Origin of the sequence: Mesorhizobium sp. WSM1497, assembly GCF_001672455.2 — a bacterium.
In the GTDB taxonomy this organism is placed as follows: Bacteria; Pseudomonadota; Alphaproteobacteria; order Rhizobiales; family Rhizobiaceae; genus Mesorhizobium; species Mesorhizobium ciceri.
Genome location: NZ_CP021071.1, coordinates 152,364 through 172,775, shown reverse-complemented (window position 1 = coordinate 172,775; position 20,412 = coordinate 152,364). Strand labels below are relative to the sequence as shown.

General features: G+C 61.6%; 18 protein-coding genes. All 18 read right to left on the bottom strand.

Going from position 1 to position 20,412, the window contains the following annotated elements; all coding sequences use genetic code 11:
• Window position 1: 1 nt before the first annotated feature.
• Window positions 2–799, bottom strand: coding sequence for a hypothetical protein (locus A9K65_RS33230; protein ID WP_013525293.1), 798 nt, complete (start codon window positions 797–799; stop codon window positions 2–4).
• Window positions 787–1,356, bottom strand: coding sequence for an SMI1/KNR4 family protein (locus tag A9K65_RS33225; protein WP_013525294.1), 570 nt, complete (start codon window positions 1,354–1,356; stop codon window positions 787–789). The genes A9K65_RS33230 and A9K65_RS33225 overlap by 13 nt, the downstream gene beginning before the upstream one ends.
• A gap of 15 nt (window positions 1,357–1,371) precedes the next feature.
• Window positions 1,372–2,133, bottom strand: a complete 762-nt coding sequence (locus tag A9K65_RS33220) for a PAAR-like domain-containing protein (protein WP_013525295.1) — start codon at window positions 2,131–2,133, stop codon at window positions 1,372–1,374.
• Window positions 2,133–3,065 (bottom strand): beta-ketoacyl synthase N-terminal-like domain-containing protein, encoded by a 933-nt coding sequence (locus A9K65_RS33215; RefSeq protein ID WP_164753876.1) that lies wholly within the window; start codon window positions 3,063–3,065, stop codon window positions 2,133–2,135. Before A9K65_RS33215 ends, A9K65_RS33220 begins: the two co-directional genes overlap by 1 nt.
• A gap of 115 nt (window positions 3,066–3,180) precedes the next feature.
• Window positions 3,181–4,242 carry a DUF2169 domain-containing protein gene (locus A9K65_RS33210; protein ID WP_013525297.1) on the bottom strand — a complete coding sequence of 354 codons (1,062 nt, stop codon included), beginning with the start codon at window positions 4,240–4,242 and terminating at the stop codon, window positions 3,181–3,183.
• Window positions 4,243–4,245: 3 nt separating this feature from the next.
• Complete coding sequence (gene tagF, locus A9K65_RS33205) at window positions 4,246–4,788, bottom strand: type VI secretion system-associated protein TagF (RefSeq protein WP_024504484.1); 543 nt, start codon at window positions 4,786–4,788, stop codon at window positions 4,246–4,248.
• Window positions 4,770–8,309 (bottom strand): type VI secretion system membrane subunit TssM, encoded by a 3,540-nt coding sequence (gene tssM / locus A9K65_RS33200; protein ID WP_064993478.1) that lies wholly within the window; start codon window positions 8,307–8,309, stop codon window positions 4,770–4,772. Before tssM ends, tagF begins: the two co-directional genes overlap by 19 nt.
• A 1-nt stretch (window position 8,310) precedes the next feature.
• On the bottom strand, window positions 8,311–9,633 hold the full coding sequence (gene icmH, locus A9K65_RS33195) for a type IVB secretion system protein IcmH/DotU (RefSeq protein WP_027163187.1): 1,323 nt from the start codon (window positions 9,631–9,633) through the stop codon (window positions 8,311–8,313).
• Between the two features lie 4 nt (window positions 9,634–9,637).
• Window positions 9,638–10,972: a type VI secretion system baseplate subunit TssK gene (gene tssK, locus A9K65_RS33190; protein WP_013525301.1), complete on the bottom strand. Its 1,335-nt coding sequence runs from the start codon at window positions 10,970–10,972 to the stop codon at window positions 9,638–9,640.
• A 40-nt stretch (window positions 10,973–11,012) separates the two neighbouring features.
• Entirely contained in the window at window positions 11,013–11,465 is a 453-nt protein-coding gene (gene tssJ / locus A9K65_RS33185; protein WP_024504481.1) for a type VI secretion system lipoprotein TssJ, read from the bottom strand.
• Window positions 11,466–11,468: 3 nt separating this feature from the next.
• The gene (gene tagH, locus A9K65_RS33180; RefSeq protein ID WP_064993504.1) at window positions 11,469–12,941 is read right to left on the bottom strand and encodes a type VI secretion system-associated FHA domain protein TagH; all 1,473 of its coding nucleotides are present in this window, start codon (window positions 12,939–12,941) and stop codon (window positions 11,469–11,471) included.
• Window positions 12,938–14,005: a type VI secretion system baseplate subunit TssG gene (gene tssG, locus A9K65_RS33175; protein WP_024504479.1), complete on the bottom strand. Its 1,068-nt coding sequence runs from the start codon at window positions 14,003–14,005 to the stop codon at window positions 12,938–12,940. Before tssG ends, tagH begins: the two co-directional genes overlap by 4 nt.
• A complete protein-coding gene (gene tssF / locus A9K65_RS33170; protein WP_013525305.1) occupies window positions 13,969–15,843 on the bottom strand; it encodes a type VI secretion system baseplate subunit TssF in 1,875 nt (624 codons plus the stop codon). Before tssF ends, tssG begins: the two co-directional genes overlap by 37 nt.
• Window position 15,844: 1 nt before the next feature.
• Window positions 15,845–16,600, bottom strand: a complete 756-nt coding sequence (tssE, locus tag A9K65_RS33165; protein WP_013525306.1) for a type VI secretion system baseplate subunit TssE — start codon at window positions 16,598–16,600, stop codon at window positions 15,845–15,847.
• Window positions 16,587–17,045, bottom strand: a complete 459-nt coding sequence (locus A9K65_RS33160; RefSeq protein ID WP_013525307.1) for an Hcp family type VI secretion system effector — start codon at window positions 17,043–17,045, stop codon at window positions 16,587–16,589. Before A9K65_RS33160 ends, tssE begins: the two co-directional genes overlap by 14 nt.
• 46 nt (window positions 17,046–17,091) lie before the next feature.
• A complete protein-coding gene (tssC, locus tag A9K65_RS33155; protein ID WP_024504477.1) occupies window positions 17,092–18,597 on the bottom strand; it encodes a type VI secretion system contractile sheath large subunit in 1,506 nt (501 codons plus the stop codon).
• Between the two features lie 2 nt (window positions 18,598–18,599).
• On the bottom strand, window positions 18,600–19,139 hold the full coding sequence (gene tssB, locus A9K65_RS33150) for a type VI secretion system contractile sheath small subunit (protein ID WP_013525309.1): 540 nt from the start codon (window positions 19,137–19,139) through the stop codon (window positions 18,600–18,602).
• A gap of 6 nt (window positions 19,140–19,145) precedes the next feature.
• A complete protein-coding gene (gene tssA / locus A9K65_RS33145; protein ID WP_064993479.1) occupies window positions 19,146–20,318 on the bottom strand; it encodes a type VI secretion system protein TssA in 1,173 nt (390 codons plus the stop codon).
• Between the last annotated feature and the right edge of the window lie 94 nt (window positions 20,319–20,412).

Below are 20,412 nucleotides of genomic sequence, written 5' to 3'. Positions count from 1 at the left end.
ATCAGGATCCCCGTGGGGTATCGAGAATTTCGGCGCAGCGCACCGCGGTCATGATCGGTGCCAATGACGCGTCTGTTAGAAGCACAACCGGCGCAATCTGGGTTTCCTCCACCGGCCACCAATCGCTGATTCCGCCCCTTATGACCGCCCATGCATCGTCTGAGCGCCCGGCTTTGGCCAGCGCGGCGGCGAGGAACACCACGTTGTCGAAAATACCGGGCAGGGTGTTGTCTTTTTCAAACATCTGCACCGCACCCTCATGATACTCATAGACACGCGCCAGTCCGATCATATGATCGGCCCGTGTCTGCGGATCCGAAAACTTTTTCTTGCTGCCTTCAACCTTCGCCACCGCCTCAGCAAAGCGAACTGCGCCACCAAGCTGCACACCCTGCGGTAAGCGAAAATCCTCCGAACCGTGTGATGCGGCGAACGCAGCCAGCCTTGCGAGTATCTTCAGAAGATCGGGATCGCCCTTCTTTCCCAAACTGCGGCGGCCGATCTCCGCTGTCTTTGCGGCTCGATCCCAGCTTTCGGTTTGGCGTGCCGCTAGCGAGCAAAGCGTGATCTGATCAATCTGGACGTCGAACGTCTCGAATTGGTCTAGTGCGGCGACGGACGTCTCGACATGTCCGAGCACTTCGTGCCATTGACCGCGGTACGCCGAGATCTCCGCGAGAGCCGCTGCGGCCCGGGCCGTACCCTTCTTCACCAGGTCGGCGAACGCCTGTTCCGCTTCTTCGATGTCCCCACCCAGAGCCTTCTTTTGTGCCGCCTCAAGCTGCGTTAGTTTTGCCATTCGGGAATCTCCGGGTTAAACCTGTGAGCGATGTCGCGATGAAGTTCGTCATCGATTTCAAGAGTGTTGTCTTCGTCGACAAAAAAAGCGCCTTCAGCGTAACACGCGTCAATCGTTTTGATCATTGCCGTAAGGCTCTCATACTCCACAGGCTGCTGGGGCTCCCCATGAATGAAGCCGATTATCTCTGCGGTTTCCTTCTTCTCATGGCCGCATGAGGCGAGGTAGAAATCCCCGCCTCCGTCAGCAAACACCGGAAACCACCCTTTGCGCCACTGCGGTGCGTCCCTTCGTTCCATGAATATTTCGACAGCTTCTTCGAGCGACAGCAGGTAGAAGCCGGGGAAAAAGTAAACGGTGTCCAACTGCTCGCCTTCGTTCACCCTGGTTCCGTCGCGCCAGCGATATAGTTGCTCCAACTCCAACGGAAGCGGGAAAGGCAACCGTGCCTCCCAGGCACGGATGTCCATGGTGGACAGCCCGGGCTGGAGCAGAGTTGGCGTTACGCGTCCGAGACGCGTCAGAAATTGAACGATCCGGTCCAGTTCTTCGATCATTGCAGGAGCCTGACTCTAGATGACTTCCACCCAATATGAATCGCCGTTGCCAATATTGTTGTTCTGATAAAACGACGAAAGTTTGCCGCCTTGGGCGTTCTGCTCCGACACCGGAATCGCCGCGACGGCGGCTTTCGGCTTACCCGGAGGTTTTCCACCCTGGGTCGAAGAGGCGAAGGGAAACTCGTCGAGCGACGTCTTTTTCTTGCCCTTTTTCTCGCCTTTGAGCGCGGCTCGCCGGTTCTTGCGGATGGCGCTTCGGCTTGTCTGGCGCGTCAGCTTCTTCTTGCCGGAAGCGGGCATCCGCTTCTTCATGTTGGCTACCTTGTTAGGAAAGGTTGCCGAATCGAAAACGACCGTAGGCAGCGGGGCTGGATTTGCATTCCCCTGCAGGTCGACCGTATTTTTGTTGTTGTGATATTTCTTGTCGGTGTGGCGGCAGGCGTTCTTGCCATCCATCTTGACGTCGAACGAGTAGAGTATCCAATCTGTTGCCTGTTTGAACGTATTGGATTTGACGCCGCCAACCGTTCCGGGTTCGTCACCCGTACTCATCCCGTATTGCGAGCCTTTGTTAGCAATCATGGCGCCGCCCTTAGCGAAGACGGTTGTCGTGCCATTCTGCAATGTGCTGCTCATTGCGAAGTTGGGATAAGGCAAGGGAATGGGGCCGCCCGGGCTCGGAGTCTTGCAAACGTCGGGGATTGTCGCCTTGGAGAATCCGGTGGACGATTTGTGGGTTAAGCCGAGGCCATTGACGGTGATATGCGTCGGCATCAGGCAGCCTTTCGCCTGCCGCCGAGTAGTGCGGCTGCGCGAACGCCGTTCTCGGAACTGGTCCAGATCAGGGACAGGGGTCCGGTCTGATAATTGCGGGCTTCGGCTTCCGCCACAAGGCTGACAAACAAAGGTCCGCTCGCCGCACCCACATCGCCCCAGCAATCGGCAGGGGTCTCGAAATCGGCCGCATCCCTGAACCGACCGGGATTGCGGATGGTTGCGAAGCCGTACTCGTTGGCTCGATAGCGTTCGCCGTTCATGTCGCAGATTATCCGATCGACTGGATCTGTTACGGCCTTTTCGAACAAGTTACGGAACGCAGCACCAAGTCCTTCGCCAAGAACGACGGTCTCGGTTCGGATGCGTTTTTCCTCGTGCGCGCCTTCGATGCCGATCAGTTGGAGCCGTGGCGGGATAGCATATTTCCGGGCGGTTCGCAGAGTTGTCATCAGGCAAAATCCCGCCGCCTCTCCAGGGCAGAACCCATAGATGTTGCCCTCTGAATGCAGTTGTTCATTTTCGTCCAACCACACGAGTGTCTCGGTCTGCAGATAGGTATCGACGCCGCCAGCCAGGCAGAACGTTACGCTGCCCTCGCGCAGGCTTTTTGACGCTTGCAGCATGGCGATCATACCGCCGGCATGGCCTCCAGCAATGGATCCGCCGCCCTGGAACACGGCGTATTGTGACAGACCACTGCGAAGTTGAGCATGCACTTGGACTGCGAATTCGCCATCCTGGCCAGGCCTGGGTTCGCCTGTCGCCACGATTAACGACACCGGTGCGTTTCCGAGGGCGCCAAGCATCGGCCGCAATGCCTGCACGGCCGGATCGAAAGCGATTGCGACAGCGCGATCGGGACCCCGCATATGAAGGTCAATACCCATGTCGCGGGTGACCTTCATTTGCTCGCCGAAGCGGTCGACCATCGTGGGATGTTGCTGGATTGCGGAAATGCCAGCGCGAACCGCGGCCGCACTGGAAGCAGCGTCGAATCCCAACGGCGTTCGCGCGCCGATGCCGACGATGACGATGGCGTCGTCTCTAGCCATCGACGAATTCCTCCGTCCAGATACCCATGCGCGTGGCGGCCGCCGAAACAGTCTGACGACGTAGGCTTATGGTGGTGCTCTTCAGCCGCTCCTCGTCATAAGGAACATACAGCGTGGTCATCCATGTAATGGAGAACTGACGCTTGTCTGGTTTGATCCGTAGCGTATGGATCGTCGGCTCCTCATGCTGCCGGGAGGGTCGGTTGTTGAACTCCGTATGTATGTCGAAGCCGATACGAGGCAGTACGAACTGGAAAAACCCGTCGCCAGTGAAATTGCCCAGCCGCACGGTTTCATAGCCGACAAGTGGCGTCCTGGTTTGCTGATCTTCCGGCGCGCACTGGTAGTATGTTCGGCTGAAATCCAAGGGCAGCAGCGGATCACGCCTCTTTTGCCATTCATCGCCATAGGTGCCCGCATATTTGGCGCGCGGCATCCAGTGCCGCGCCACTGGACCGAAACCTGCTGGCCGGCCGCTTTGGTGATCGCGATAGGGTGCGTCAGGATACTCGAAGTTGGGGCCGGTCCTGCCGATCAAATGTCGTGCATCGACGGCGAAGCCGGTTCCTACGGGGTTTCGTCGGTCCCAATCGGGCGTGGAGGCCTGAGTGTCCGTGCCGCCAAAAGTTCTCCGCCAAGAAATCGGAATCCGAATGAAAGGCTCGGGTCGGCTCATACGCACCAGTACCGGCCCCGGCATAAAAATACGGTCGCCAATCGCACGCACGCTCTTGTCCAACACGTTGCCTATCTTGATACGCGCCATCGACTCGATATTCGGTCGCTGATCAGGCGCATATACGTGGCCTTCTACAAGGACATCGGTGTGCTTCTTTTCAATGACGAGATCGTCGTCATCAAGTAATTCCAGGGCGTCAGCGCTGTGGATAGGGGCCATATTAACAGGAACCTGATCCTTCAGAAGCTGCTGCTTACCGTCGAGGTCAAGTTCGAACGATGCTTTGATCGCGATCAGCCACCATTCGTGGCCGTGTTCGTCGCGGGTCCAAGCTTCCTGGGCCGCAAATGGCGTCTCGTTCCAGAGATTCCACATCGGTCAACAGATCTCCCCACTGACGGCAAGGAGAGATTCGAGGATTTTGGTGGGTTCCTCCGGATCGACGTCGTAAAGGTCGGAGGTTGCGGTCCACACGACCATGCCGTCGATCGCTTCCCCGCGTTCGTCGCGATCAGGGAAGGGAAAAACCAGCAGCGCCTGGTCGAGCGCGTCCGGCGTCAGCCCGGTCTCCTGGGTTTCAAAACAAAGCGCTTCCATGTCGCGGAACCAGTCGGCCCTACGCGTCATCGTCTCGTCCGCAGAGGACATCATCGCGACGATGCTAAGAGGAAAGCGCCGTCCAACCCGGTCGGCCGAGGGCAAGATTACCCCCGCCGCGTTTCCGAATGCCGCAGGCCCTGAGATGAAACGTAGTGGGATTCGTTCGTCCCAGGCTTTCGAGCCCATCAGCGGGACGAGATGCTGCGCCAGCCAGCGGTCCCAAGCGCGCACAAAGTCGCCCGGCAGCCGCCTCGTCACGAAATCGCCGGTGGCGGGCATTTTTCCGTAAAAACCGGGCACATTCATATCTGCGGCGGACATGTGAACTTCTTGAACATTTCGAGGTTGTACGGATTTTCGACGCTGGCGGCCTTGAGCTCGAAATCGGCGTACATGCCTTTCGTGCCCAGACGCAGGCTGTAGACGTCGGTCAGCGAAGTGCTGGCGAAGCGGCCACTGCGGAGCATCCTCAGCCACGCCCAGCTGCCGGTTTCGTTGAGCATTATTTCAGGCGATCCGTCGATCGGCTGGAAGGCGAGCGAGATGACGCCCGTGCCGTCCTTGCCGGGCCATGTCATGGGTTGCGGCCGCGTTGCGTTGTTGTAGTAGACGAGGCTCTGGCCATCGAGATTGAGCGTGACGCGCGTGACGTTGGGAGACAGGTCCTTCGGTTCAAGCGTGAAGCTCATCACGGGTCCGCTGCCGCCCGCAAATAGATCGTCGCGGATGTGCCTGGCCTGCTCGAACGCCGCCAAGGCCGAACCGTCAAGGCCGAAATCGGCGCGCCATTTCCATGGCTGGCTGGTCATGTCGACATAGTTGATCAGATGGTCGTTGATGAAACCGTCGATCAGCCCGGCCGGCCCAAAGAGGCGGGCGAAATCCCGTACGTTCACGTCCACCGCGCTCTCGGCGCTGAACGGATAGCGGTCGTTCAGCGCCGCCTGGCAGAAAGGCAGGATATCGGCCCGCCAGATGGCGTTGAGCTCCGAAGTGACCGCCTTCTGAGTCAAATTGCTGGTGTCGCCGGCAATCCCGCCCAGCCAAATGCTGATAGGGTCGGGCAGGATCTGTGCCTGCCGGGCGACCGCTCCCGTCAGTTCGGCAAGGCCGCCCTGCTTCTTGATAGCATCCTGCGGATTGGGGTTCGCGGTGACCGTCTGCAGCACGTTGGATAGCGCGGTCAGCGCGACGACCGCGGCATCCAGTGCCGGCGGCTGGCCATCGACCTCGGCAATGGTGCTCTTGAGTGGTTTGAAATGTTCGGCCACAAGATTGCCGGTCAGGTCCACCTCGCTGGCCGAACCCGCCCGTGGCAACAGTTTTGCCCCTGTTTTCACTATCTTGCCAAGCTTGCCCAGTTTGCCGAGCAGTTTCGAGCCGCCTTTGGCTGCCGCCTTGTCATCTCCGGCGGGCGCGTCATCCGAACGGGTGAGCTCCGTCTCTTGCACCACTGCCGTCAGCAGGCGCTTCAGCGCGGAATCGGCGCTCGAAAGATCCTTGAGGTTCTCACTGGCGACGATGAGATCGGTCAATGGCGCGAGCCTCATGTCGCGCAGGAAGCTGTCCCATTGCGCGATATAGTCTTCATAGTAGAGCTTCAGAATATCCTCGGACAGCGCCGAGACCGAGGTTTCGGAGTTCTCTGAGCAGCCGCCAGCGAAAACGGCACGATCGAGCGCCGCCTGTGCGGCGACATCGTCGATGCGATCGAGAATGACGTCGTGAAAGCCGGCATAGGTGAATGCTCCGGAAATGCCGACGCGAAGCGTCTTGGCGGAACGCCGCGCGAACACCTTGCTGCCGTTGGGGCCGGCGAAATTCGCCGGGATCCACTCCTTGAGCCCGGCCACTGCCGGATCGGCCAGCAACTGTTTGTAGGCGCGCGCCGGCAACGAAATGGTACACACCGTTTTCAGCGCTTCGGCAACCAGGGCCTGGTCGGGCGCGACATAGCTCTCGTCGACCGTCATCCGGCGGATGGCGGCAAGCTGATGCTCTTCGGCATCGGCGGTCGGAAATGGTGCCGCGGCCGCGAATTCGGGCAAGCTGTTCGCCCACCAGTCTTGGGCGTAATCGGGATCCATCTGAGACAGGCCCGTCATCATGCGATAGGTTTTCAGCGCTCCGAGCATGAAATCCGGGTCGCGGATCTGCCGCCACATCGTCGCCTCGAGCAAGGCGATCATGCGTGGCTCAAGAATATTGCGCAGGGCATGATCGTACGTGTCGGTCTGCGCCCGCACCATTTCCGCGGAGGCCGATGGTCCCAGCAGATCCTGTGCGGCGCCAGGCGGTGCTGTCCGGGCGGTTGCGACCGCGTCCATCGCACCGAGCGCGCCGTCCATGGCGGGCTGCTCCACCGATGCCGGCGTTGCAGCGACGGAGGTCAGCGGCGTCTGCAGCGCTTCGAACTGGCCTGCCTGGGCCGTTATCGCGTTGCGGTTGTCAAAATAGGACCAGGTGAACAACCCGCCGGCCAACAATGCCGCCGCCGCGCAAGCGGCTGCCGCACCCCGCCAGATCCAGGCGCGGCGCCGTTGCGCCAGCGGATCGAACGTGCCGAGGCCCGCTTCCTTGAAGATGACTTCGGTCAGCAGGTTCTTCAGGAAGAAGCTGCGTTTTTCGACCCTTGGTGCGGGCAGCGCCCGTCGCGGCGGCAGGCCGAAGGACGAAGACAGCGCCGCGGTCAGCCGGTCGATGGGCGCTCCTTCCTGCGTCGCCGATGTCAGATAGAGCCCGCGCAGCCAGGCGACCTCTTCATACCGGCTTTCGCCGAACATTGCCTCGACCAGCACCTGTATCGGTTCGGACAGGCTTGCCAGTTGGGCGGGAAAGCGGAAAATCTCGGCACGGGCGGCGAGTTTGTCCTCATCTTCCAGCCGCGGCACCAGCCTCCGCTCAAGTTCCGTCGCCAGCGCGGAAATTTCCCGTTCAATGGTCTTGGCATCGACACGCGCTTCCAGCGCGAAGGTGGTCCCCCACACCTGCTCGCGCGAAGCCGTGGACAAGCCGCCGAAGAAAGCCTCGAAGCCCTTGATCAGATCGGCCTTGGTCAGCATCAGATAGACCGGAAGGCGGATTTCGAGCCGGTCGTTGAGTTCGGCCAACCGGCGGCGGATCTTGCGGCCGTGCGCCTTGATGGCTTCATCGCCCTCCCAAAGCACGTCGATCGAAAGCGCGACGATTACGCCATTCAGCGCGCGGCGTCCGCGGTGCTTTTTCAACAGGTCGAGGAAGCCCAGCCATTCAACCGCGTCCACATCGGGCTGGCTCTCCTGCTGGACATAACGGCCGGCCGTGTCGATCAGAACCGCATGTTCTGAAAAGAACCAGTCGCAGTTGCGCGTGCCGCCGACCCCCTGCAGGTCGTCGGTGAGGTCGATCGGAAAATTCAGCCCGGACTGCCGCAAGGCCGTGGTCTTGCCGGTGGCCGGCGGCCCGACGATCACATACCATGGCATTTCGCGCAGAAACTTTCGTCCGCCCAGCTTGCGGCGCTTCAGTTCGGCCATCACCTCGGCGAACTTGGCACCGACGGCCGCGACATTCTCTTCGCCGGGTCTGAGCGGCTTTTCCACCACCGGCGCGGCAATCTCGGCGACGAACATGCGGTTGGCGCGGATCGCCCGGCGCTGGGCGACGATCAGCCAGATCAGCCAGAAGATGACCAGCAGCGCAATGATGACGATGCGCACGTTATCAGAGGCGAACGGTTCATAGGGACCGACCCTGACGATCGGACCGAACACCCAGATGACCAGGGAAAGCAGCGTGAGGCCGATCAGCGTCCATAGCCAGCGTGATGTCAGGACAGCCCAAAGGAAGCGCAGGATGAACATCTCACAGCCTCTTTTCGACAAGCACCTCGACGCGGCGGTTCAAGGCCCGCCCCTCGCGCGTGCTGTCGGTGGCGACTGGATCGGTGGCCGCGCGGCCCTCGGAATGGACGCGATCCCGCGGCACTCCGTTCTGGACCAGCATGTCGGCAATCGTCTGGGCGCGAGCCTCCGACAGTCGCTGGTTGGTCGACAGCGGATTGGTCTTTTGCAGGGGAACGCTGTCGGTATGACCGACGACGGTGATGTTTCCGATCAGCTCCTGGTTGGCGAGGATCACCTTGGCGAGCGACCCGATCAGGGGCTCGAAGCCTTCGGTCAGTTGTGGCCGTGACGACTGGAACAGTTCGGGATTGGAGGCCTGGATCGTCAGCTTGGCCAGCGAAACGCTTTCGGTGCCGCTGAGGGCGGATTTGAGGTCGGCGGGCGCCCCGGCCTGAAATTCCGGCAACAGCGCAAAATCCACCTTCTCCGGCGGCGGGGCATCGACTTTGGGCGAGGTGCGGGTGATGTCGCCGCGCGCGGGCGGCGGCAGCGCGCGAACAAGTGCGGAGAGCTCGACCGCCTGGCTGCTCAGTGCCATCGAGAGCCCGACATGGATTGTCATGGCTGCAACCGCCGCACCGAGCGCCATGACCCAGATCGGAACGATGAAGCGCTGCGGCTCGTCAGATGCGATCACGCCTTTCCAGTTTGGCGACAGTGGCGCGCCTTCGGCGTCGGCATCGCGTAGGAAGCGTGCCGCCGCCACGCGAACGGCATTGAGCGAGCGGTCGCCGGATCGGGCCGACACGCGATATTTGCCACGAAAGCCAAGCGCCATGCATTGATACTGCAGTTCCAGCAATTCGCGATCACGGTTGGGATGGCGCTCGAGTTCGTCGAGACGGGTGAAGAACTGCGTGCCGGCATCGACATCGCCGCGCAGCATGACCACAAGCGGCTGCCGCGGCCAGGCGCTGGCACCGCCCCATGGCGTGTTCAGGGCCAGATCGTCGAGCAACGCCGCCACCACCCAGGCCGCCTGGTCGGCGCGCTCCATTGAGGATCCGACCGACATGGCCGTGTCGCGTGCCCGGACCAGTTCTTCGAGCAATCGGGTACGCAATGCTTCCGGATTGTCCGGCGGCAGCGCACTTTCAAGCTCGGGAGCGAATTCGAGCAAGGGCGCAAATGCGTTGACGAGTGCGTTCGGATGGGTGCGGGAGCGCTTTACCGACGCGCTCGGCAAAGGTGGCGCCATCGGCCGCGGCATCGGCGCGCCGGTCAATCGAATGCGGGTGCGTTCGCGATCCTCCGACAGTCCGAACGGATCATCGCGGCTCATGATCTCACCTGTTCACCGAATAGCAGTCCACCTGCGGCTCGCTTGGCAACACGCCCGAAACGCCGATGACGAAGCCGGGAGCGTCGAGCAGCGACGCCCAGTGCTCACTTTTCTGGTCCAGTTCCAGACATAACCGATCGCCATCGTAAGGAATCTCGCGCGGCTGAGAATGAAGCGGTTTCAGCGGAATGCCGGGCAAGCGCGATTTCCACAGGCCCTCGAACTGGTCGGCCGAGCCGACGGTTGCCTGATTGACGAATATCTTGCGCAGCGCGTCTTCCGACAACTCCGAACCGACCCGGATGACGATCCGGCTGGCCACCAGCAGCTTCGGATTGTCGATACGGATCTTCCAGACATTGGTCGAATGCCGCATGACAGGCAGCGCACGCGATTTGGGCTCGATGTAACGCAGGCTGAGGATGAGCGAGCGCAGCGCATCCGCCAGCGCCGAATAGGCGGGGCCAGGCGCCATGTGATCGTAGGCGGGCAACTCGCCCAGCCGCCGCGCGCTCGATCCGTAGGTCGCCATCGAACCGGCGAGACCGGCAAGTTCCAGGTAAAGCTCGGCTGGATGGAACACATCCTGAGCCAGCATGTGGGCCAGCCGCGGACGTGCCGCATTGGCGAGATTGAGCATCAGCAAATCTTCGACGCTGCGCCCAGGTCCGCCCATGACCATCTTGCCATGCGCCTCGGCGATCTGGTCGAGGCCGGTGACAACTTCCAGCAGCAATTGCCGGTACCAGGCCACGGCGCCCGTAACCAAGGTCGGTGGCAGGAAGGTCTCGTCCAGGGAGACGCCGCCATCGGCTCGAATCCCCTTGAGGTCGGCTATCGGCAGGGCCGTGTAGCCACCGACCGACTTGCCGGGTGCGAGGAGCAGCGCCTGCGGCCGGGCAATTTCGATTTCTTCAGGGTCTGAACCGCCCTGGACGGCGTCACGCACCGAAACGATCCGCCCATGATATCGCGCACCCGAGGCGGCAGCGTGTGCCGGATCGAAGCCGACACCGCCCGGAGGCTCCAGCGGCAAGGCGATCAGGACCGGTCCGGCGCCCGTGTCAGGGGTGACCGGCAGCGGTCGCGGCGCGTCCATCATGTCCGGGATGGAAAAAGGTGTCCCATCCGGAAAGATGCCCCGCGCGGACAGGATCGAGATCTGGCCGGCTTCCAGCAACGCCTGGTCCAGTGTCAGCTGTTGGAAACCGAACGTATGCAATTGCCCGGCCTGCAACGCGCCGCGCACCGTCGCCTCGAAAAAGCGATCCTGCTGCTGGAAATGCTGGGTCCGCAGGAAAAGCCCTTCGGACCATAGCACCCTGTTTGCATTGCTCATGCCGCTACTCTCTGCATCGAGCTCCCCTTGCCCTTTGCCGCTAGGCGGAAATGCCGCCGCTGCCAAGCGTGACGTTGATCGTGAATTTCGATCCCGACGACACCGACTTGGTTGTCCGCCAGTTCCGGCCGCCGGGCTCGCGGATCAGAGCAACAAAGCCCAGCGCCGTCGCGTCCGGCTCGACCGTGATGGTTTTGGATGCGGATTTTCCCGGCCCGACGGAAATCTGGTCGGATCCGATGAGATCGCCCGCCAGCGCCGTGCCGGCATCCCCCTGCAGCGCGAAATAGTCGGCGGAATTGAATTTGCCGGTGCTTTTCAGCCGCATCACCAGGATCGTTACCGGCCGGTCGCCGCCGCCTGGTCCCGGGTTCATGCCAGCACCGCCGTTTACGTTGACGGTGATCACCGATGGTTTCGGCGGACCACTCTGGCAAGCCGCAAGCAACCCTGTCGCGCCCAAGGCAACAACAAATTCACGTCGATCAATCATCTCTCACTCCTCCTCATATGCATCTCGAAAATCAGCGCCGATTTCGCCAAGGAAGCTCTTTTCAGCACTCTCGGCGATTTCACGATGGCGCTTCTGGTAAAGTTCCCACAGCTTGGCGCCCCGCCCCCCAGAGAGAAGGGTTCCGATCGCGGAATTCGATTTCAGCTCTTCCTCGATCACTACCGGGTCAAAACGGTCGATCATCCGCCGCATGGCGGTCTGTATGCCTCGCCAGGCGCGTACGTGATGTTGCGCGAGATCGCGCACCGCATCGGTGATTGCCGCTTCACCGCCGAGAAATCCTGGGCTGCGCTCAGCGATAAGCGTTATGATGGCGTCGTCGACGGTCGGCAGGAACTTGAGCGGATTGACTTCGGAGGCCCCGACCATGGTCTGCGCGACGCGCGCGTTTCCCTTTTCCTCGGCCCGCTTGCGCAGAAGCTGCATCAGGCCTTCCATCATCATCCGGTATTCGCGACCGAACTTCTCCATTTCCGCGATGCTGTCGCGTCCGGGGAAATCGGCTTCCTCGACACCCATGCCATGCAGGAATGCGGCGCGAAGCGCCATCTCCTCCGGCCGCGCCGCACCCAGCGCCGGGGCGGCTTTGGGAGCAGCACCCACACGTGGTGAAGCAGGGGTAGCTGCGGGCTGCACCGGCAAATCCCAGGGATTGGCTGATTGGGATCGCTGGGCGATGCGCTCGCGCTGTTCGATCGAACTGGCGCCGTTCGCCGAACTGAGCGTGGCGGCTGGTCCGAAAGCAAAGTCATCATGGGTTCCGGACGGCTTGTCACGGGCGGCTTGGGCTGCGCGGTCGGGGGACGGTACCGCGTCGAGGCTGAACGGGTTCGCTTGGCTCGCCGCGCCGCCCGGTTCGCGATAAGGGGCGGGATTTTTCGACACCGGCGTCGAAACCGGATCGAGGCTGAACGGGTCATCGAAAGCGGCCGAGTGGCGCTGGTCGGAGTTGGCACGTTCGAATGCACCCGCAACCGGCTGCTCGAAAGGGTTCGGCAGATCGGCCGGACGTGGCCGTCGCGGCTCTTCTTCGACCTTGGCGGAAAAGAAGTCATCGCGACCGATGCTCACCGGGGCCCGGGATGCTGGCGGCGCGCGTTCCGAAACCGGCTGGCCGGCCGCTGGTGCTTGAGTGGCTGGCGTTTGCAGGTCGACATGGACGACGTAGTCGCCCAATCTCAGCCGCATGCCACTTTGAAGGCGCGTCGACTTGCCGGCACCGAGCGGGCTGTCGGAGTCGTTTATGAACAATCCGCTGCTCGACGTGTCGGTGACGAAATATCCATCTCGCCCGCCAGAGATCTTGCAATGTGCCCTTGAAACGAACATGTCGGGATCGTTGATCTGCCAACCCGCGTCCGCGCTGCGGCCGATCACCAGCTCACCCTCGTCAAGCCGGGCCTGCCGCACCGCCTGGGTGCGTGGCCCTTGCTCCAGTGTCAGCAGCAGGCTCATGCCGCGACCCCCGTCATTTCCGGCCGCCATCCGACGATTGTCCGCAGCCGCATGTCGTCAGCATCGCCCCTTTCGATGGGTCGCGCAAGCCAGGCGGTCCGCCCGAGCCGAACCGCTCCGATTTGGGGCGGCGGTACGGCTTCACGCGCAAGCACGATGCGCAGATCGACGTCGAGCGACTCCCCGACCATGTCGCGAACGGCCTGCTTGAACAGCTTGAGCCGCTCGCCGCCAGGCAGGAACGCCTTGAACTCCTCATACCCCAGCGGGCCGACACGCAGTTCGATCCTGCTTTGGCGGCTGAAAACGCGTGGGCCGATCGTCGCGCCCTTGCCGAGCCCTGCAAAGGCCTTTGCAAGACGGGTCTGGAGACCGGTTGGTACTGTTATCCAGGCGGAGATGAACTCCTTGATCTGTACCGGCGCCTTGAACGCTTCCGCCAGGAACAGCGTCAGCCGTTCCGGGCCGTCGACCTGATTGGCCAGCGAAGCCGCCTGCCGAAGCTTCACCGTATCGAGATTGGGGTCCTGCGTGCCGGGAAGTCCGATCCCGGCCATGGCTTCAAGCATGGCGCGAACGCGCCCGCCGACCGCGCGTTCGGCCTGCACGGCCGGGTGCGCATCCGCCCACGCCCGATAGTAGAGGGCGATCATACGGTGCTGCAGAATGTTGACGAAGTCGACGAACGTCGTGTCGCTGGTCAGTTGTGCCTCGGCGCCGGCGAACCAGCGTTGCGAGAGCCGGTCGAGCACCCAGCGCGTCAGATGCAGCGGCATTGGACCCTCGGGTCCCAGCAGACCAAAATTTGCCACCGTGACCCGGGCCGGTGCCGCATCGCGGGCTTCGCGGAACACAACCAGGTCGCGTGCGGAAAAGGCGAGGCGTACATGCTGGCCGAGCCGTGCCGGCTCACGGTCGGGACGGCCGGAATGGCCGAACAGACCGTTCCGTTGTTCGAGGCGGCGCAGCAGTTCGAAAAAGTCGAACGTCTCGGACAGACCTTCGGCCCTGTTCGGGCCGGGCGTGTCTAGATCAGGTAGCGATTGCCGGGCGTCATCGGCCATGGCACATCCTCCTGCTTCTGCAGCAGCCGCGTGCGAGTTCGCACGAAGCCGTTTATCCCGGCGTGACGAGCAAACAACCGCGCCAGCAAGGCCGAAAGCAGCAAGGTACTTTGGCCGGCCAGGACCGATTGATCAACATGCAACGTGACTTCGGTACCGCGTCCAAAGCACATCGGTCCATCGATTTGCAGACGTTCGATGACCGGCTGCGAGTCGATACGCACGATCGAATGCACATTTCGGGCAAGGCTTGGATCGCCGCGATCGGCATAAAGGTCGAGTAGCGCATGCAGGGGATCGATGCCGCGGCCTTCTTTGGCAAGACTGAGAAAGTTGAGCGCGAGCTGCGCCACCAGCCGCCAGGCGAGATCATCGGCCCGCGATTCCCCGTCGGCCCCAGCAGGCAGTGCCGCAGGAATAGCTGGCTGCGGCGCACGCAAGGCGCCAAGAAGCCTCACGGTTTCGACCGGGTCGCCGGCCTCTAACGTCAACGTCGGATTGTCATCGAGGATCGGCAGATCACGATTGGTGCAAAGCGCCATCACGTCGAGCCGCTTCAGCGGCCGGGTCGCCGGCCTTACGAGCGGCCGGGACACGGCCAGGAAAACGTCATCCCCGGTATAGGACGTTCGCGTCAGGCCTTCGCGGCGCTCCTCCTCCATCGCGCGGCGAGGGCGCCTTTCGGTCGAATAGACCCAACCACTACCGCGGTTCTGACCCAGGCTGAAGAGCTCGGGGATTTCAGCGTCGTTGCCTTCCGTGTCGGCGTCCTCGACGCGGATGACCCGGTAGATTTCGAAGTCACGCGCCCGCGTCCGGTCCGCATGCAACACCTGGCGCGTCTTGCGTTCATCGACTTCGACGACGTTGCACTCGCGTTCGAACAGATTGATGATCGGTGTCGCGAAAAGTTCGAAGTCCGCCGGCGTCAGATCGGCCAGCTCGGGAACCGTGCGTTTGAACAGGAAAATGATCTCGAGTCCGGCCGCGCATTGGCGCACGACAGGCTGCAATCCCAAAACCCGTGCATAGTGAAAACGCTCGGGCATCATGAAGTATTCGCGCAGCAACCGGTATCCTTCGAATGTCGGGCGGGTGCGCGGCATCAAGGCCTCGTCGTCGCTGATGCCGATCATCTCGGGTGCCGGCAACGGCGACAGCGGGTTGGTCTTGCCTTCCGGTCGCGCTGCTGTGGCCGCGCAGGCGCCGAAAATCGCATCGAACAGTAGCGGCGCCTTGGTGCGTCCGGCAAAATAGAGGTCAAGCCGGTCGAGAGCCAGTTCGTCGAGCTTGCCTTTTCCGGTCCTGGCCAGCGTGAGGCGGAGCGCCGACTCGCCGCTGACACCGCCGATCGGTCCTATGCCGGCCATCGCCATCGCACTGCGGTCCTGAAAAAAGCTGACCGAAGTGACCGCGATCGGCCATAGAGTCATTTCCTGGGCGGTTGAGAAAATGCAGCGCGTTGACAGGCCTGGCTGCAGGCTGGAAACCAGCCGTGTGTTGCGCTTGACGACGTGGCCGGCCAGCATGGTCTGGACCTGCTGGCCGGGTTTCAGCACCGCCATCGCCGTTGCCGGCGCCGGCGTGACCAGGTCGGGATAGAGAACGTCGAGCACACTGCGGGAAAATCGCGAGCGCTCGGCATCGACCTTTAGCCGGGTGCGCGCGGCCAGGAAGGCTACGCCATCGAGCAGGCGCTCGACATATGGGTCCGGACACGGCACCGTATCGAGGGAAAGGTTGCGCGCCACCGCCGGATGCATGTCTGCGAATTCCGATGCAAGAGCGCGGATATGGCTCAGTTCCTCCTCGTAATATTCGACGAAGACCCGATCCATCTCAGGCCTCCCCAATTTCGGTCCGCGCCAAACCGTTGTCGAGATTGATCGTGGTGCGCAGGCGCATGCGTTCGGGAGTCGGGGTCATGATCAGAACGGCGTCTATCTCGATCTTCAGGCCGACGGTGTTGTCGCCAAGCGTGACCGTTACCTTTGTTGCGCTTTCCTTCAGGCGGGGCTCGAAGGTCGCGAGCACCATGCGGATCTCACGTGCCAACACCTCGCGATCGAAGTCGCGCGACGAGCGGCCCGAGAAGGAGGGCACGCCGTAATTGACCACGCTGCGGCGGACCTCCGGGAAATCGGCAAGCGAAGGGGGATTGTCCGCAACCTGTTCATTTTCCAGGTCGGAAAGAAGCGGCGTCGCCTCGAAGCGCTCTGTGTTGAAGAGCGCCTCGATGTCACGCCGTACCGCTTCCCTGAGCACGCGCGCCGATACCACCACGCCACGGCTTTCGATTTCGACGCGGTGCTGGGTCTGAACGGCCAACCGATGCAGACGGCGTTTCTGATCCGGTGTCAGTACCACATCGGCGTCGATGGCACGCGTGCTGCCGGCAACGAGTGTGTCGAGACGGTCCGCGCCAAGCTCGTCGAGCAGGACATGGCGCAGCCCGTCTATTTCCGAGGTCAGGCCCGGCAGATCATTGACGAGACGATCCCAAAGCGACGGCTGGACGGCTTCGCTTTTCGCCCGCAAGCTGCCAGTGGTCTGCTGCATGCCCGCGCCGGGTCGCCGAACCTCACTTGCCGACATAGACATCCATTTCGGCTTCATCATTGCCGTCATAGACGAATTTGATCTTCTTGTAGGCGAAGCTGACCTCTTCCTGGATCAGGTCTTCCTCATCCTCGGCCTGCGACATGTCGTATTCCATGATCGAGGCGTCAGTGAGGGTAACGACCAGGTAATCCTTGGTCTCGCCATCGATGGTCCGGCGGGCCGAGAACACCACCTCATCAAGGGCCTTGTTTTCGAACAAAGCCTTTTTCAGATAGGGCGATGATTTGTCGTAGTGCTTGGTGAATTTGATCATCCCCATGGAGACGCGGCCACGGCGTGACAGCGAATTGGGATCATAAGGTGCGACCATCTTGTAGTCGACGCCATGGATTTCAATCTCGTCATCGTGGCCGTCGCGGGTGCTGGGGCCTTTGATATCGGGAACCTTCAGGAAGCCATCAATCTTCGTAGTCGGCATTGTGTTTCTCCACCGCTTTCAAAAAACCAGGTTGTCGTTGCTGCGATCAAGTCTTAACGGACGGTAGTTCCGAGACCAGTCGGAGCGACGCATTGATGCCCTCCAGCTGGTAATGCGGGCGCAGATAGAAGCGGGCATTATAATAGCCCGGCCGCCCCTCCACGCTGTCCACCTGGACCTCGGCGGCGGCAAGCGGGCGCTTGGCGCGCGCCTTATCGTCGGCAAAGGCCGGGTTGGCCAGCACGTATCGATTGATCCACTCGGTCAACCAGATCTGCATGTCGGCGCGCTCCTTGAACGAGCCGACCTTGTCGCGCGCGATCGCCTTGAGGTAGTGCGCAAAGCGCGAGACCGGGAACAGGTAGGGCAGGTTGGCGCTCAGCCGCTCGTTCGACTGTGCATCGGGGTCGACCAGCCGCCCCGCCCGCGTTTCGTCGTCCTGCAGCGAGTGTGCTCCGATGAAGGCCGCGAGATCGGTATTCTTCCGGTGCAGGATGGGCATCAAGCCAAGCTTGGCCAGTTCCGCCTCGCGCCGGTCGTCGATGGCGACTTCCGTGGGACATTTCATCGCGATCGAGCCATCATCGGTCGGGAAGCTATGCACCGGCAGGTTGAGCACCGTGCCACCATTCTCCACGCCGCGGATCTGCGTGCCCCAGCCGAAAAGCTTGTGACTGCGGTTGATGTTGACGCCCATCGGGAAGGCGGCGTTCATCCAGACATATTTGTTGTGATCGCCCTCCACCTCTTCCTCGAAGGTGAAACCCTTCACCGGAACGGTATCGGTGCCGTAGGGCAGCCGCGCCAGGACGCGGGGCATGGTCAGGCCGATGTAGCGAGCGTCCTCACTCTCGCGCAACGACTGCCACGAGGCATAGGCGGGGTTGGAGACGATCTGCTGCAGGTCTTGCGGGTTCGGCAGTTCCTGCCAGCTGTCCATGCGAAATAGGCGCGGCGAAGCGGCCGCGATAAACGGCGTATGCGCGGAAGCGCAGATGCCGGAGATGTTGCGCAGCAGGCCGACGTCACGTGGGTGATTGGAGAACTCGTAGGCGCCGATCACGCAGCCGATTGGTTCGCCGCCAAGCATCGAATACTCGTCTGTGTAGACTTTCTTGAAGATCGGGCTCTGGTCCCACATCTGACCTTCATAGTCTTCAAGCGTATCGGCCAGCTGCTCTTTGGAGATGTTCATCACCCGGATCTTCAGCTTCTGATCCGTCTCGGTGTTGTTGACGAGATACCACAGCCCTCGCCATGTGCCTTCCATCTCACGCACTTCCGGCGCGTGCAGGATTTCGTTGACCTGTGTCGTCAGCATCTTGTCAATGCCGGCGATCAGCGACTTGATCGATTTGATGGCATTGGAAGAGATGGTCGTGGTGTCGGAACGGGACTGCGCCGCGAGCGCGAGATTGCGCACGAGCTGTTGCAGCTTCTCGCTGTCGTCCTTCTTGACCTTGAAATCTTTTTCGAGGAGTCCGCTGAATTCATCGAGGTTTATGGCTTCGGCCTCCGCGGCGACTGAGGCGGTCTTTTGCTGTTCGGCCATGATCATTCCCCAACCTTGTCGTCGTCGGCCAGCGCCTGGCTGGCAATCTTGCCAAGAAGCGGTTCGTTGTTCAGAAGCTGCGCGATGCGCTTTTCAGCATCGACACGGCCATCCATGAAGCCGAGCAATTCCTCGAGTTGTCGACGCATCTTGAGGATCTCGGCCAGTTGCGGAACTTGCTCGGCAATCTTGTCGGGGGCGAAATCACCCATCTTGGAAAATGTAAGATCGAGCGCCAGTTCCTCGTCACGCTCCTGGCCCTCGGCCTGCGGCAGCGTGTTCTTCACCCGCGCTTTGACGCGGGGGCCGAGCGCCTCCATGAATTTTGGGAAGCGGTTCGCGTCGGTCTCGACAAAGGAGCGGTCCAGCACCGACTTTGACGCTTCCTTGGTTTGCGAAGCACCGGCAAGGTCGGCCATCACGCCCATGACAAACGGCAGTTCGATCGTCGTCGGGCTGCCGTAGGTTTCCACATCGTAGGCGATCTGCACCCGCGGCGCGCGATTTCGTTCGATGACCTTGGCTTTGCTTTCGGCTGGCATGTGTTGTTACCTTTCATCCTTCTGAGCCGTCTTCTTGGCATCGGGAACGCCGGCCAGCAGCCTGAACTCCTTCAGCCCCGAAGGGGCGAGATCTTCCATCAGTTCAACGAAATCCATGTGCACCATCCGACGGACCCGCCGAGCCAGGTGCGGAATTGGGCTCGACGGTTCGGTACGGTCATAGAAGGCGACGACCAGGTCGAGGCATTTCACCACGTCGTCGCGCGAGGAGATCCGGTCGGGGAGTCCCGTGCTCGAGTCCGCATAGCTTGCCATACTTGCCATAGCATCGGCTCCATGACCGTTTCGAGCAGGCGTTGCCAGTTCCGTCGGCACCGCCTGCGTGGCTGCGCCATTCGTCACCGCGCCGGCCGCTGAATTCCGTTCAAGTGTCGTCAGCAAACGCTGCAGGAACCGTTTTAAGTCCGGAACGGGAGTGCCACTGCCCTCGAGACGAGCGTTGAGCGCAGTCTCGAGCGCATCCAGTGCCGTGATCGTCGCCCGGGCGTCGGCGATGAGCTGGACCATCTCCGCATTGGCCTGATCGATCTGTGCCGCACATGCGGCACGCACCCGATTCAAGAGTTGTCCGTGCGCACTGACCAGCTGCGCTTTTTCCGCCGCATTCAGCCCCGAGGCGGCTTCCTGGAGCACGACGCGATCGTCGAGCGCACCCTTCTCCAGGTCCTTGCCCTGAACCGGGCCGATTGCGCGCGGCGCGAAGAACGTCATTTGCCGCAGATTCGCCAACAACCCGTCCTGACCATTCTGCAGGTCGATCAGCGCGTTGATACGGCGCAAGGCGGCATCGCGCGGCGAAGCGTTGGGCCGCAGAGCCGGATGCATGGTGTCCCAATGCTGATCGAAGGTCTGCGCGATCAGCGTCAGACCTTGCGCCAATCCGGCCAGCCCGTCTTCATTGGCCAGCGCGCGCGTGACGATGACAAGCAGGCGCAAGTCCCTGCCATGCGCGCGCAATTCCTCCGCCTTTGCGAGCACAGCGGGCCAGTCGACTGGAATCGTGCTTTGCGAGCCGGCCTTATTGTTGCCGTCGTGGACGACCTTGAGTTGGGCTTCGGTCAGGCGCTCCAACTCATGGAAAGCCGGGTCGTTGCGCAAATCTTCCCCGGACGGATTCTCACCGTCTAGCGAAGAAAGCCAGAGTGCGAGATCAATCACACCAACCCCCAGCGAAGGCCCTCAAACCTTATGTGACCCTACGTTATCACACCGGTGCACTTTACCACAATTCAACGAGTGCTCCAAAATTAAC

What these genes read in the sequence shown, in the direction of transcription:
- A9K65_RS33210 (WP_013525297.1), bottom strand. Translation starts at nt 4,242, where the DNA reads ATGTGGAATCTCTGGAACGAGACGCCATTTGCGGCCCAGGAAGCTTGG.
- tssK (WP_013525301.1), bottom strand. Translation starts at nt 10,972, where the DNA reads ATGAGCAATGCAAACAGGGTGCTATGGTCCGAAGGGCTTTTCCTGCGG.
- tssJ (WP_024504481.1), bottom strand. Translation starts at nt 11,465, where the DNA reads ATGATTGATCGACGTGAATTTGTTGTTGCCTTGGGCGCGACAGGGTTG.
- tssM (WP_064993478.1), bottom strand. Translation starts at nt 8,309, where the DNA reads ATGTTCATCCTGCGCTTCCTTTGGGCTGTCCTGACATCACGCTGGCTA.
- icmH (WP_027163187.1), bottom strand. Translation starts at nt 9,633, where the DNA reads ATGAGCCGCGATGATCCGTTCGGACTGTCGGAGGATCGCGAACGCACC.
- A9K65_RS33160 (WP_013525307.1), bottom strand. Translation starts at nt 17,045, where the DNA reads ATGCCGACTACGAAGATTGATGGCTTCCTGAAGGTTCCCGATATCAAA.
- tssE (WP_013525306.1), bottom strand. Translation starts at nt 16,600, where the DNA reads ATGTCGGCAAGTGAGGTTCGGCGACCCGGCGCGGGCATGCAGCAGACC.
- tssF (WP_013525305.1), bottom strand. Translation starts at nt 15,843, where the DNA reads ATGGATCGGGTCTTCGTCGAATATTACGAGGAGGAACTGAGCCATATC.
- tagH (WP_064993504.1), bottom strand. Translation starts at nt 12,941, where the DNA reads ATGAGCCTGCTGCTGACACTGGAGCAAGGGCCACGCACCCAGGCGGTG.
- A9K65_RS33220 (WP_013525295.1), bottom strand. Translation starts at nt 2,133, where the DNA reads ATGCCGACGCATATCACCGTCAATGGCCTCGGCTTAACCCACAAATCG.
- A9K65_RS33230 (WP_013525293.1), bottom strand. Translation starts at nt 799, where the DNA reads ATGGCAAAACTAACGCAGCTTGAGGCGGCACAAAAGAAGGCTCTGGGT.
- A9K65_RS33225 (WP_013525294.1), bottom strand. Translation starts at nt 1,356, where the DNA reads ATGATCGAAGAACTGGACCGGATCGTTCAATTTCTGACGCGTCTCGGA.
- tssC (WP_024504477.1), bottom strand. Translation starts at nt 18,597, where the DNA reads ATGGCCGAACAGCAAAAGACCGCCTCAGTCGCCGCGGAGGCCGAAGCC.
- tssG (WP_024504479.1), bottom strand. Translation starts at nt 14,005, where the DNA reads ATGGCCGATGACGCCCGGCAATCGCTACCTGATCTAGACACGCCCGGC.
- tagF (WP_024504484.1), bottom strand. Translation starts at nt 4,788, where the DNA reads ATGTCCGCCGCAGATATGAATGTGCCCGGTTTTTACGGAAAAATGCCC.
- A9K65_RS33215 (WP_164753876.1), bottom strand. Translation starts at nt 3,065, where the DNA reads ATGGTCGACCGCTTCGGCGAGCAAATGAAGGTCACCCGCGACATGGGT.
- tssB (WP_013525309.1), bottom strand. Translation starts at nt 19,139, where the DNA reads ATGCCAGCCGAAAGCAAAGCCAAGGTCATCGAACGAAATCGCGCGCCG.